General features: G+C 62.7%; 15 protein-coding genes, 2 tRNA genes and 1 pseudogene. 17 read left to right on the top strand and 1 reads right to left on the bottom strand.

Translation table 11 applies throughout. The features are described from left to right. Positions 1-29 precede the first annotated feature (29 nt). Genes bufB through RFN30_RS27530 form a run of 4 tightly spaced genes read left to right on the top strand, consistent with a single transcriptional unit; the run spans position 30 to position 2942 of the window. A complete protein-coding gene (gene bufB, locus RFN30_RS27545) occupies positions 30-1064 on the top strand; it encodes an MNIO family bufferin maturase (RefSeq protein ID WP_320265211.1) in 1035 nt (344 codons plus the stop codon). Next, positions 1051-1836 carry an HvfC/BufC family peptide modification chaperone gene (locus tag RFN30_RS27540; protein ID WP_320265210.1) on the top strand — a complete coding sequence of 262 codons (786 nt, stop codon included), beginning with the start codon at positions 1051-1053 and terminating at the stop codon, positions 1834-1836. Before bufB ends, RFN30_RS27540 begins: the two co-directional genes overlap by 14 nt. Positions 1837-1847: 11 nt before the next feature. Then, positions 1848-2324 carry a DoxX family protein gene (locus RFN30_RS27535; RefSeq protein WP_320265209.1) on the top strand — a complete coding sequence of 159 codons (477 nt, stop codon included), beginning with the start codon at positions 1848-1850 and terminating at the stop codon, positions 2322-2324. A 27-nt stretch (positions 2325-2351) separates the two neighbouring features. Then, positions 2352-2942 (top strand): NAD(P)H-dependent oxidoreductase, encoded by a 591-nt coding sequence (locus RFN30_RS27530; protein ID WP_320265208.1) that lies wholly within the window; start codon positions 2352-2354, stop codon positions 2940-2942. Between the two features lie 178 nt (positions 2943-3120). Here the strand turns inward: RFN30_RS27530 and RFN30_RS27525 are convergent. After that, positions 3121-3195 (bottom strand) — tRNA-Thr (locus tag RFN30_RS27525). A gap of 225 nt (positions 3196-3420) precedes the next feature. Here RFN30_RS27525 and RFN30_RS27520 point away from each other — a divergent pair. From RFN30_RS27520 to RFN30_RS27460, 13 genes and pseudogenes are all read left to right on the top strand, one after another. Further along, complete coding sequence (locus RFN30_RS27520) at positions 3421-3597, top strand: hypothetical protein (RefSeq protein ID WP_320265207.1); 177 nt, start codon at positions 3421-3423, stop codon at positions 3595-3597. Between the two features lie 142 nt (positions 3598-3739). Next, positions 3740-5032, top strand: a complete 1293-nt coding sequence (gene murA, locus RFN30_RS27515; protein WP_320265206.1) for a UDP-N-acetylglucosamine 1-carboxyvinyltransferase — start codon at positions 3740-3742, stop codon at positions 5030-5032. Positions 5033-5229: 197 nt separating this feature from the next. After that, on the top strand, positions 5230-5664 hold the full coding sequence (locus tag RFN30_RS27510) for a DUF2948 family protein (protein WP_320265205.1): 435 nt from the start codon (positions 5230-5232) through the stop codon (positions 5662-5664). Between the two features lie 9 nt (positions 5665-5673). Further along, complete coding sequence (gene hisD, locus RFN30_RS27505) at positions 5674-6966, top strand: histidinol dehydrogenase (RefSeq protein ID WP_320265204.1); 1293 nt, start codon at positions 5674-5676, stop codon at positions 6964-6966. A gap of 2 nt (positions 6967-6968) precedes the next feature. Then, positions 6969-7454: a UPF0262 family protein gene (locus tag RFN30_RS27500; RefSeq protein ID WP_320265203.1), complete on the top strand. Its 486-nt coding sequence runs from the start codon at positions 6969-6971 to the stop codon at positions 7452-7454. Next, a complete protein-coding gene (locus RFN30_RS27495; RefSeq protein WP_320265253.1) occupies positions 7442-7906 on the top strand; it encodes an arsenate-mycothiol transferase ArsC in 465 nt (154 codons plus the stop codon). Before RFN30_RS27500 ends, RFN30_RS27495 begins: the two co-directional genes overlap by 13 nt. Before the next feature lie 198 nt (positions 7907-8104). Continuing rightward, a complete protein-coding gene (gene infA / locus RFN30_RS27490; RefSeq protein WP_006200926.1) occupies positions 8105-8323 on the top strand; it encodes a translation initiation factor IF-1 in 219 nt (72 codons plus the stop codon). 19 nt (positions 8324-8342) lie between these two features. After that, the gene (locus RFN30_RS27485) at positions 8343-8969 is read left to right on the top strand and encodes a Maf-like protein (protein WP_320265202.1); all 627 of its coding nucleotides are present in this window, start codon (positions 8343-8345) and stop codon (positions 8967-8969) included. Continuing rightward, a complete protein-coding gene (gene yacG, locus RFN30_RS27480) occupies positions 8966-9187 on the top strand; it encodes a DNA gyrase inhibitor YacG (protein ID WP_320265201.1) in 222 nt (73 codons plus the stop codon). Before RFN30_RS27485 ends, yacG begins: the two co-directional genes overlap by 4 nt. Before the next feature lie 198 nt (positions 9188-9385). Then, positions 9386-9461, top strand: a tRNA-Phe gene (locus RFN30_RS27475). A gap of 234 nt (positions 9462-9695) precedes the next feature. Next, positions 9696-9858: pseudogene (locus RFN30_RS27470) on the top strand (arginine-ornithine antiporter); the annotation flags it as partial. Between the two features lie 434 nt (positions 9859-10292). Continuing rightward, positions 10293-11549 (top strand): ABC transporter substrate-binding protein, encoded by a 1257-nt coding sequence (locus RFN30_RS27465; RefSeq protein ID WP_320265252.1) that lies wholly within the window; start codon positions 10293-10295, stop codon positions 11547-11549. Positions 11550-11786: 237 nt separating this feature from the next. Next, positions 11787-12605, top strand: coding sequence for a carbohydrate ABC transporter permease (locus tag RFN30_RS27460; protein ID WP_430699090.1), 819 nt, complete (start codon positions 11787-11789; stop codon positions 12603-12605). Position 12606: the final 1 nt, after the last annotated feature.

Below are 12606 nucleotides of genomic sequence, written 5' to 3'. Positions count from 1 at the left end.
TCGAGCCAACCCTTGAAAGGAGCAGACCGATGTCCCGTGCGTTTCAGTCCCTCGCAATCCCCGGATCGGCGGGCATTGGTCTTCGCTCGCCTCACATCGCAGAGATGCTGACGAGGCGGCCCTCCGCAGGCTGGCTGGAGGTTCATGCCGAGAACTACATGGGGGACGGCGCCGGCGTCGAGGCGTTGGAAAGACTGCGCCAGATCTACCCACTCTCCGTGCATGGCGTCGGCTTGTCGCTGGGCAGCGCGCGAGGCCTGGATCGCGATCATCTGGAACGGCTGCGCAAGGTCTGCGAGCGCTTCCAGCCCGATCTGGTCTCGGAGCATCTCGCCTGGAGTGTCGCCGACGGCGCCTATCTCAACGATCTGCTGCCGCTGCGCTATGACGAAGAGGCGCTGGCGATCGTGGCGCGCAACGTCGAAACCGTCCAGGAAACGTTGAAGCGGCAGGTGCTGATCGAAAACCTGTCTGCCTATGTCGCCTTTGCAGACTCCTCGATGAGCGAGGCTGAGTTCCTGGCCGAGCTCGTGGTGCAGACCGGCTGCGGTCTGCTGCTGGACGTCAACAACGTCCAGGTCTCGGCGCACAATTTGCAATACGATGCAAAGGCCTTCATCGATGCGCTGCCGGCGGCGGCGATCGGGGAGATCCATCTTGCCGGTCATGCCACCAATCAGGTCGGGACCGACACCGTGCTCATCGACGACCATGGCTCGCGGGTCCCGCCGGTCGTTTGGGCTCTCTATGAGCACGCCATAACGCGCCTCGGGCCGCGACCCACGCTGATCGAATGGGACACCGACGTTCCGGTTCTCGACGTGCTGCTTGGCGAAGCCATGTGGGCCGACATGCTCACCGCCTCGATCATGTTCAGCCGCAAGCAGGCTGCGAGACGCAAACAAACGACCGAACCCCGGCCGACGCCCATCTGCCTTTCTGTCGAAGGCCAAACGACGACCAGCATGCCGGTGCTTGCGGCGTTTGCGGCTGCCAGGGCGGCGAGACCGTCCATCTCCGCAACGCTGCACTCGATCGAGGAGGAATACCATGTTGCCGCTTGAACACCTGCAGACCACCATGGCGCGCTCGGTGCTTGCCATCGAACCAATGGTCTCCCCGAGAATGCTGACCGCCGGCAAGGCCGATCCACTGGCCCGCCTGCGCATCTACCAGAACAATACACGCAGTTCGCTAACCGCAGTGCTGATGGCGGTCTTTCCGGTCACGGTTCGCTTGGTGGACGAACGGTTCTTCCGTTACCTGGCGAGCGAGTTCATTCGACGCCATCCGCCGGTTGAATCGCGCCTTGCGCGCTATGGCGCCGGCTTCCCGCGCTTCCTCAAGACGATCGACACGCTGTCCGACATGCCGATCGTCGCCGAAACGGCGCGGCTCGAATGGGCCATCTCCGAGGCGCTCGATACGGCTTCGCTGCCAGCCCGCAGCCTCGCAGAATACGACAACACCGACCTCGGGCTCTCGCCGGATATCCTGCTCCAGCCCTCACTGCGCCTGATCGTCTCGCGCTGGTCGATCCTGTCGGTATGGATGGCGCATCAACAGGAGACGGCGGTCGACGAAAACGTCACCTGGATAAGGCGCCCCGAATGCGTGGCGTTGTGGCGATCGGGGAATTACGTGCGGCTTTTTCTGCTCGACCGCGCGAGCTTCGCCTTCTGGCATTCGCTGAAGCACGGTTTCGGCCTCGAGCATGCCACTGCCCGTGCCTTGGCGCTCGACCCGGCTTTCGACCTGGTTTCAGCCCTTGTGCGTCTGTTCCGCGACAGGCTCGTCACCGACGTGCGGGTCGCCTCGAATTCCCCCTCAAACTGACGGAGACGGTCATGACCGCAATATCGGAACAATCCTCGTCCAGCCCGGCCGGCTTTGTCGGCCTCTACAAGCGTATCATCAAGCTGCCCGAACACATCCCATTCTCGCTGGTTCAGCTCGCTGCTCGTGTGGCGGTGGCCCATGTCTTCTGGCAATCGGCACAGAGCAAGCTGGCGTCCTGGCCGGTGACGCTGCAGCTGTTCGCCAACGAATACAATCTGCCGTTCATCGATCCGTCGATCGCAGCGCCGTTGGCGACAACCGCCGAAATTACCGGCTCGGTGCTGCTTTTCTTTGGGGCCTTCTCGCGTCTCGGTGCGCTGATGCTTCTCGGTGTCGTCTCCGTCATCCAGATCTTCGTCTATCCGGAGAACTGGGCGGAGCATCTGCTGTGGGCATCGCTGCTGCTTCTCGTGCTGACACGCGGCGCCGGCGTCTTCTCGCTCGACTATGTCGCCGAGCGAACCCTTTCGGCATCTGGAAAATGAACGTTCCGGCCGGGTGGGAAAAGCACGGTGCGCATCTTCATCGTTCACGCCCACCCCGAGCCCAACAGCTTCAATGGCGCTCTGACCCGCGCGGCGCAGGGGGCGTTGTCCGCGGCGGGACACGAGGTCGTTGTCTCCGATCTCTACGCCATGGGCTTCAATCCGGTGTCAGATCGCCGCAACTTCACGACCGTGCGCGACCCGAACTACTACCGCCAGCAGGCTGAGGAGGCGAATGCGGCCGCCCACGACGGATTTGCGCCGGACATCCAGGCGGAGATGGACAAGCTTTTCTGGTGCGACGCCCTGATCCTGCAGTTTCCGCTCTGGTGGTTCGGGCTGCCGGCGATCCTCAAGGGCTGGGTTGACCGCGTGTTCGCGTCGGGCGGCCGCGTCTATGGCGGCGGCAAATGGTATGATCGCGGCGTCTTTTCAGGAAAGCGCGCGATGTGTTCCGTCACAATCGGCGGACCGCCGCCGATCTATTCCGACCGGGGACTGAACGGCCCGATCGCTGAAATCCTGTTCCCTATCAACCACGGGATGCTCTACTTTGTCGGCTTCACGGTGATCGAGCCTTTCCTTCGTGCACGCACCAGCGCGCATCAGCGACGGTGAGCGCCGGACCTGCCTCGATCGTTACCGCGAACGCGTCCTTAGCATCGCGCACGCTCCGACGATCGCCTATCCGAAGCTGGCGGACTTCGATGACACTCATGTCTTGAGGTCGGTGTGAAAGAACCAACCCAGCGGGGCAGAACGCCGCGGGCCTGCTTAAGATTTCAATGGGATAGGCTGGTGCTGCGAGAGAGGATTGAACTCTCGACCTCTCCCTTACCAAGGGAGTGCTCTACCACTGAGCTACCGCAGCCTGCGATGGCGGCGCTTCTGCCATAACGAACCGGCAAGCGCAAGGCCAAGAAAACCTTAAAACGACGCATGTCGTTCCCCCAAAACCGCCGCGCCGTTCTGGGCGACATGTATCGAATACCGCGGCTGTGGAAGCCGCTTGCGAGCGGGCTTCCATGACATGGCGGCGCCACAATGTTAACTATGCCTGAACCACAGCCGGCTAGCTGCCGGCGGGGACGGGACGATGAACGACAAGGCAAATCCACCCAAGAAGAGCGACGGCGAACGCAAGGACCGGCTCGCCGAAGCGTTGCGTGCGAACCTGCAGAAACGCAAGGCGCAGGCGCGTTCCCGGCGCGCCGGCGATCCGGATCAGCGGCCGGAAGGCCTGCCGTCTGCTGGAAAAATGCGAAAAAAGTAACCCAAATCAGCCACACTGGCCGACCACACTTGGTCCACAGATGGGGAAATCCTATTTCTTGAACCGCACCGGCCAATAGTCTAGAGCCGGACATACTCAACCGATTGAAACCGGCCCGTCCGGGCCGAGGGGACGTTCTCTCATGGATCGCATCAGAATTGTCGGCGGCAATAAGCTTGCCGGAAGCATTCCGATCTCGGGCGCCAAGAACGCGGCGCTGCCGCTGATGATCGCCTCGCTGCTCACCGACGACACACTGACGCTCGAAAACGTGCCGCATCTGGCCGATGTCGAGCAATTGATCCGCATCCTCGGCAACCACGGCGTCGACTATTCGGTCAACGGCCGCCGCGAGAAGCAGCAGAAAGGCTATTCGCGCACCATCAATTTCTCGGCCCGCAACATCGTCGACACCACCGCTCCTTATGAGCTGGTGTCGAAGATGCGCGCCTCCTTCTGGGTGATCGGCCCGCTGCTTGCCCGTATGGGCGAGGCCAAGGTTTCGCTGCCCGGCGGCTGCGCCATCGGCACGCGTCCGGTCGACCTGTTCCTCGAGGGCCTGCAGGCGCTGGACGCCGAGCTCGACGTCGACAATGGCTATGTCATAGCCAAGACCAAGAACGGCCGTCTCCACGGCAACCGCTACGTGTTCCCGAAAGTCTCGGTCGGCGCCACCCATGTGCTGATGATGGCGGCCTCGCTCGCCAAGGGCGAGACGGTGCTCGAAAACGCCGCCCGCGAGCCGGAGATCGTCAACCTCGCCGAATGCCTGATCGCCATGGGCGCCAAGATCCACGGCGCCGGCACCTCCACCATCACCATCGAGGGCGTCGAGGCGCTGTCCGGGGCGCGGGTCCGCGTCATCCCCGACCGCATCGAGACCGGCACCTACGCCATGGCGGTGGCGATGACCGGCGGCGACGTGGTGCTGGAGGGCGCGCGGCCTGACCTGTTGCAGACCGCGCTCGACGTTCTTGTCGAGACGGGCGCCGAGATCACGCCTACCAACGAGGGCATCCGCGTCAAGCGCAACGGCGCCGGCATCGCGCCGGTCGACGTGACGACCGCGCCCTTCCCCGCCTTTCCGACCGACCTGCAGGCGCAGTTCATGGGCCTGATGACGATGGCCAAGGGCAAGTCGCGCATCACAGAGACGATCTTCGAGAACCGCTTCATGCATGTGCAGGAGCTTGCCCGCCTCGGCGCCCACATCACGCTTTCCGGCCAGACGGCGATCGTCGACGGCGTCGCCAGGCTGAAGGGCGCGCCCGTCATGGCGACCGACCTGCGCGCCTCGGTTTCGCTGGTCATCGCCGGCCTTGCGGCCGAGGGCGAGACCGTGGTCAACCGGGTCTATCACCTCGATCGCGGCTTCGAGCGGCTGGAAGAGAAGCTCTCCGGCTGCGGCGCGGTGATCGAGCGGATTTCAGGCTGACGCTTCGCCGCATCCGTTTCGGGCGAGTTGCACCGACGGGAAAGACCCACTAGAGCGTGGTTGATCTCGACTTTGTCGAGTTCGACACGCGATCTTCTGCCGAACCGCGGGTCAGCGGATGCAAAAACCGGTTTCCACTTTTCGGTATCATGTTCTAACAGAAGCTTGAACCGTCAACTTCCAGGTGCGCATACCGTATGGCCGCTCTCAAGCTCATCGCGCTCGACGACCAGGACCTGAGCATCGTCTCGGCCCATGTCCAGGACGCCGTGATGAAGGTCTCCGATCTCGAATACCTACCGGCCGCCAAACGCTTCGTGCTGACCATGAACCGCTTCGTCTGGGAGGCCAAATCCGGCTTCTTGCGCCAGCACAATGAGCGGCGCCAGAGCGTGCTCCATTTCGACCGCGTGCTCGGCGCCAAGACCAGCGGCATTCAACGCGACAAGCCGGCCGAGGTGCTTTCGCTGCTGGCGATCAGCTTCGTTGCGATCAGCAAGCCGGCCGGCATCATCGAGCTGGTGTTTTCCGGAGGCGGCACGATCATGCTGGACGTCGAGTGCATCGAGGCGCGGCTCGCCGATATCGGCGGCTCCTGGGAAGCCACCTCACGCCCTGTTCACAGGACCTGAGCGCAGACAATGGCCATCACGCTTAGCCAAACCGACGCCGATTTCGAGCAACGCTTTTCGGCATTCCTCACCACCAAGCGGGAGGTGTCCGCCGATGTCGAGGCGGTGGTGCGCGACATCGTCGCGCGGGTACGCGCCGAGGGCGACAAGGCGCTCATCGACTATACGCTCAAATTCGACAAGGCCGATCTGAACAAGCTCGGCATCGCTGTCTCCAGGGACGATATCGAAAAGGCCTATGCGGCGGCCGATCCCGCTACGGTCGAGGCGCTCGAATTCGCGCGCGACCGCATCCGCTCGCATCATGAGCGGCAGAAGCCGAAGGACGACCGCTACACGGATGCCGCCGGCGTCGAGCTCGGCTCGCGCTGGACGGCGATCGAGGCGGTCGGCCTTTATGTGCCCGGCGGCACCGCCAGCTATCCGAGCTCGGTGCTGATGAATGCCGTCCCGGCCAAGGTCGCCGGCGTCGAGCGCATCGTGATCGTGGTGCCGGCCTCGGGCGGCGTCATCAATCCGCTGGTGCTGGTGGCGGCTGACCTTGCCGGCGTTTCGGAAATCTACCGTGTCGGCGGGGCGCAAGCCGTCGCCGCGCTCGCCTACGGTACAGAGACGATCAGGCCGGTCGCCAAGATCGTTGGGCCGGGCAACGCCTATGTCGCGGCCGCCAAGCGCCAGGTATTCGGCACCGTCGGCATCGACATGATCGCCGGGCCGTCGGAAGTGTTGATCGTGGCCGACGCCGACAACGACCCGGACTGGATCGCCGCCGATCTGCTGGCGCAAGCCGAGCACGACGCGTCGGCGCAGTCGATCCTCATCACCGACAGCCCCGAGTTCGGCAAGGCGGTGGAGCATGCTGTCGAGCGCCAGTTGAAGACCCTGCCGCGCGCCGAGACGGCCGCCGCGAGCTGGCGCGACTTCGGCGCCGTGATCCTGGTGCCGGCGATCGAAACCTCGCTGCCGCTGGTCGACCGGATCGCGGCCGAGCATGTCGAGCTTGCCTTCGACGACGCCGAGAGCTTCTTCGCCAGGATGCGCAATGCCGGCGCCGTCTTCCTCGGCCGGCATACGCCCGAAGTCATCGGCGACTATGTCGGCGGCTCCAACCATGTGCTGCCGACGGCGCGCTCGGCGCGCTTCTCCTCGGGCCTGTCCGTGCTCGATTTCGTCAAGCGCACGTCGATCCTGAAGCTCGGCCCGGACCAGCTCAAGGCGTTGGCCCCGGCGGCAATCGCGCTCGCCGAGGCGGAAGGGCTCGACGCGCACGCACGTTCCGTGGCGATCAGGCTGAACATGTAGCGATGTCCGGCCACCACCAAAACCGCGACAGACTGATCGACGTCGAGCTCGACGAATCGATCGGACGTTCGACGCCCGATGTCGAGCACGAGCGGGCGGTGGCGATCTTCGACCTGATCGAGGAAAACAGTTTTCGGCCGGTCAATGACGATGGCGCCGGCCCCTACAGGCTGAAGCTGTCGCTGGCCGAGCAGCGCCTAGTGTTCGCCGTCAGCCGCGAGGACGGTGCCGACGTGGTCACCCACATCCTGTCGCTGACGCCGCTGAGGCGCATCGTCAAGGACTATTACCTGATCTGCGAAAGCTATTACGAGGCCATCCGCTCCTCGACGCCCAGCCATATCGAGGCGATCGACATGGGCCGGCGCGGCCTGCACAACGAAGGCTCGCAAACGCTGATGGACAGGCTCGACGGCAAGATCAAGATCGATTTCGACACGGCGCGCCGGCTGTTCACGCTGGTCTGCGTGCTGCACTGGCGGGGCTGATCCTGGCGGCGTTACCGCATTCGATCCTGTTTGTTTGTGGCATGAACGCCGTGCGCTCGCCTATTGCCGAGCAGGTGGCGCGACGGCTGCTGCCGGCCACCACTTTTGTCGCCTCGGCCGGCGTTCGCAGCGGCGAGCGCGACCCCTTCGTCGACGCCGTGCTTGCCGAGGAAGGTCTCACGCTCGGCGAGCGGCAGCCGCGGACGCTGGAGGAGCTGGAAGACGATTATTTCGACCTGATCGTGACGCTGGCGCCGGAAGCGCACCACGCCGCGCTCGAGCTCACCCGCTCGCTCGCCGTCGAGGTCGAGTACTGGCCGATGCCCGATCCGACCGACACCGGCGGCACGCGCGAGCACATCATGGCCGCCTATCGCGACGTGCGCGAGCGCCTGAAAGCGCGCATAAGCCGACGTTTTTTGCTTCCGGAAGCAAAAGACGCCACGGATTAAGCATGTTCACAAGCGGGCGATTATCATATAGGTTCCGCCGCGAATTCCGGCCGGAGTCGAATGATTTCCGGTCAATTCGGCCGGAAATCATCCGACGCCAGATCAAAGAAGTAGAGCATGATGTCGTCTGAAAACCGCTTGACACTTTTCGGCATCATGCTCTAGGCGCCGGAACCTCCACCCAAGCAAAGGTATCGAATGCCGAAGGAAGAAGTCCTCGAGTTTCCAGGTGTGGTCACCGAACTGCTGCCCAATGCGATGTTCCGCGTGAAGCTCGAAAATGAACACGAGATCATCGCCCACACGGCCGGCCGCATGCGCAAGAACCGCATTCGCGTGCTGACCGGCGACAAGGTCCTGGTCGAGATGACGCCTTACGACCTGACCAAGGGCCGCATAACCTACCGCTTCAAGTAACGACCCGGCGCGAACCGCGATGAGCAACTTGCAGAAGCTCGTGCTTGCCTCGGGTTCGCCGCGCCGTATCGAGCTGTTGCAGCAGGCCGGCATCGAGCCGGACCGCGTGCTGCCCGCCGAAGTCGACGAGACGCCGTTGCGCGCCGAGCATCCGCGCTCACTGGCCAAGCGCCTTTCGAAGGAAAAGGCCGAGAAGGCGCTGGCTTCGCTGAAAAGCGAAGACGACCATGCGCCGGCCTTCATCCTCGCCGCCGACACGGTGGTGGCGGTCGGCCGCCGCATCCTGCCCAAGGCCGAGACGATCGACGACGCCGTGAACTGCCTCGGCCTGCTTTCCGGCCGCTCGCATCGCGTCTATTCCGGCATCTGCCTGATCACGCCGGGCGGCAAGCTCAGGCAGCGGCTGGTGGAGACGAGAGTTCGCTTCAAGCGGCTGCCGCGCGAGGAGATCGACGCCTATGTCGCCTCCGGCGAATGGCGCGGCAAGGCCGGCGGCTATGCCGTGCAGGGGCTGGCCGGCTCCTTCGTCGTCAAGCTGGTCGGCTCCTACACCAATGTGGTCGGCCTGCCGCTTTACGAAAGCGTCGCGCTGCTTTCCGGCGAAGGTTTTAGAGCGCACCAGAACTGGCACGCTTCGCGGCCATGAGCCCGGACGAAAAAGTAACACCGCTCAGGCCAAAGCGCCCCTGCCCGGAATGCGGCAAGCCTTCGGCGCGCGAGCACTATCCGTTCTGCTCGGCGCGCTGCAAGGACATCGACCTCAATCGTTGGCTGAAGGGCGCCTATGTCATCCCCGGCCGCGACGATGAGGAGGAAGAAGACGAAGGCTCGACGCAGGGCCCCGCGCCCAAAGACGAAGAGTGAACAGGCAAGCGAAGTAGGCAGGTCGGGCGAAGCGGGCAGACGGGCGAGCCGTTGTTTTCCGGCGATTTTTCTTTCCCGACGAAATCGACACCTAAGCGCTGGACAGGCCGAATTCCCGTGCTATAACCCACGCGCTTTCAAGGGGCGCCGTTCGGCGCTCTCGCGAAACCCGGCGGACGATCCCGTTAGCCGGCACAGGCCCAGATAGCTCAGTTGGTAGAGCAGCGGACTGAAAATCCGCGTGTCGGTGGTTCGAATCCGCCTCTGGGCACCATCCCCCCTTCTCCCGACACTCCCTTTCGCCGAAGCTTCTACGCCATGGCCTTCGCAAATGGCTGAATTTGCTTATCTCTTCGGCACGAATGATGCACTTGAGCGAATTTCATCGCAGTTTGGAATTAGCTGGGAATCTCGCAGCTTAGCATCACGTCTCTATTTGGAACCTGTGGCGCCGCAGAGCGTCACCTTGGCTGGATTGGCCGCTCTAACTTCCATGGTCGTCTGATCGATAATCGGGGCCGGCATATTTTCGCTTCCGCACATCTTCGCGAATGCGACCGGGCCGTTTGGCGCAATCATCGCCTGGTGTATCGCCGAAGCCGGAGCGTTCACCTTGGCGTGCGTCTTCCAGTCGCTCGCCGAGCGCAAGCCCAACCTCGACGCCGGCATCTTATGCAAAAGCCGGCTTCGGAGACTGTCGCCTGCATCGCCGACGTCTCCTAACTGGGTCCTGATCAAGTCGGCGCTCGGCGAATTCGCAAGGTTTCTCGCCAAGCACTATGCATCAAATACCGGGCGAGATGAAAGGCGATCATTTCACTAGGAATGGGTACCCCGCCTCCCCTTCAATTGAAGCATCCAAGCTGTTAAAATAGCGGGAGCGCACCTCGGTGCACCCGCGGGAGATGTGGGTTGTGACGACCCACCAGTTGCCCGCGGTATTGATGCTTTGGCGGTCCAAGTGGCCCCCTGCGCTGTTCGCACACTCCCTGCAAACGTTGCCAACTGCGACGGAGCGCTCGCGCGTTTCGTAAGCGGTCAAACGCGTGCGAGCGGCTCTGGCACCGGCCGCCCGACAGACCGGAGCGAAAAAGGGAGGAATACGATGGTCAGAAGATTTCTTTTCTCCGTGGTCTTCGCGCTGTCGTCGCTGATGGCGACGCATGCGTTGGCCGATATAACCGTGCTCGTTCCCTCGGGAAGCGAGGGCGACGGCCTGAGAGCCGCTGCCGCCGACTATGCGAAGCTGAAGGGTACCAAGGTCGAGATCGTTCAGGCTCCCTATAGCAACGAATTTGAACAGGCTGCCAACGCCGGCCAGACCAAATCGGGCGCCTTCGACATCGTTCTGATGGATGACCCGTGGATTCCGTTCTTCGCAGAGAACGGGCATCTCGAGGACCTTACGCCCTATTTCAAAAAGGCCGGGCTTGAAGGCCCTGACAACGACTTCCTGTCGAAGTCTCTCGCTGTCTGCCGCAATCCCTACAACAAGGGCCCCTACGTGTGCCTGCCCTATGTGGGAAACGCGCAGATGTTCTTCTATGACGCCGCCAAGTTCAAGGAAGCAGGCGTTGAAGCACCGAAGACGTGGGACGACGTGCTGAAAGCGGCCAAGGCGCTCTCCGAAAAAGGCGGCGGCCGCTATTTCGGCTACGTCTTCCGGGGCGGCCAGGGCAACCCCGTCGTCGCCGACTTCATGCCGATCTTCTGGTCCTATGGCGCCGACATGTTCAACACTGACCGGACAAAGGTGACTATCGACACACCTGAAGGTGCTGCTGCGATGAAGACCTTCATGGCGCTGCGCGACGTCTCGCCGAAGGGTGTCGAAAGCTACAACGCCAACGAGGTTGGTCAGGCATTGGCGGCTGGTGCCGCAGCCTCGTCGATCAACTGGCCAAACTGGGTCGCGACTTTTGAAGACCCCAGTCAGTCGAAGGTGGTCGGCAAGATCTCCTACCTCCCGATCCCGGCCGGCACGAAACCGGGCAGCTCGGAAATCGGCCACTGGACGATGGGCATCATGGCCGCGTCGAAGAACAAGCAGGAGGCCTTCGACTTTATGTTGTGGGCGACCTCATCGGAACAGATGAAAATCTCGGCCCAGCGCGGCAACCCACCGGTGCGCAAGTCGATCTTCACCGATGCCAGCCTGACCAAACAGGAAAAATTCCGGCACTATCCAGTGCTCATGCAAGCGATCGAAGCTTCGACACCGCGCCCGCGTCACCCAAAATGGCCTGAGATCGAAAACGCGTTCGGGATCGAGCTGTCCAAAGCCGTAGCTGGCACGGAAACGCCGGCGGAGGCGCTGAAGAAATCCCAGGCTGCGGTCGAACAGATAACCGGCCTCAAGTAGCTGGCCGCATTGTGATTGAGGTGGAGCGACATCGGTTATGCCGCTCCATTTGCTGGGTTACCGCTCGGATAGCGCAGGCATGTCCGCGCCGGCTTTGGCTCTCGGGGTTCGCCATGCTATGATTGGCAGATATGACGGATAGAACTTCCGATGACCGTTTCTGCCGGTGCGAAGTTCGGAAATTCGTTCGAGCGGTGGCTTGAGCTCCATCTCCGGGTTCTGATGCTTGCGCCCGCCATGCTGGTGCTGCTGACGCTCACGATATTTCCGTCGATCTACATGATCGTCGCGGCGGTAACCCGGATCAGCCCCAACCCCGACCTGCCCTGGCAATTTGCCGGCGCTGACAATTTTCTGAGGCTTCTCACCGACGAGCAGTTTCACGTCGGCTTATGGAACACGCTGTTGTTCACCGTCTTTGCCGTCAGCACCGAGTTCCTTCTCGGCCTTGGCCTCGCCTTGCTACTCGACCGATACATCCGGCGCTTGAATTTCCTGAAAACGGTCCTGATGCTGCCGATGATGCTGCCGCCGGTTGCGGTCGCCATCACCTGGAAGGTCATCTACGAGCCGCAATTCGGGGTGCTCAACGAGATCATGTTCCGGCTCGGCCTGCCTCTTCAGGCCTGGGCCGGCGACGTCCGACTCGCGATGTTCTCCGTGATCGTCGCCGATGTCTGGCAATGGACACCGTTCATGTTCCTGCTAATGCTTGCCGGGCTCGCGAGCCTACCGGACGAGCCCTACGAGGCGGCGGCGATTGATGGCGCTTCCGCTTGGCGGCAGTTCTGGGATCTGACGCTGCCGTTCCTGAAGCCGATCATTGCCATCGCGCTGCTTCTGCGCATCATGGACGCGCTGCGGCTCTTCGACCTCGTGTTCATCCTGACCGGCGGGGGCCCCGCTGACCGGACCAAGACGCTCAGTCTCTACATTTACCAGGTGGCGTACCGCTTTGCCGACCCCAGCTATGCGGCCGCCATATCACTGTTCGTGCTGTTCATGACCGTCGCGTTCAGCACGTGGTTCATCAAGCGCATGCGGCTTGCCGACTAGA

It is taken from the genome of Mesorhizobium dulcispinae (genome assembly GCF_033977345.1).
In the GTDB taxonomy this organism is placed as follows: domain Bacteria; phylum Pseudomonadota; class Alphaproteobacteria; order Rhizobiales; family Rhizobiaceae; genus Mesorhizobium; species Mesorhizobium dulcispinae.
The sequence above is the reverse complement of the archived record's forward strand: the minus strand, read 5'-3'. Positions and strand labels throughout refer to the sequence as shown.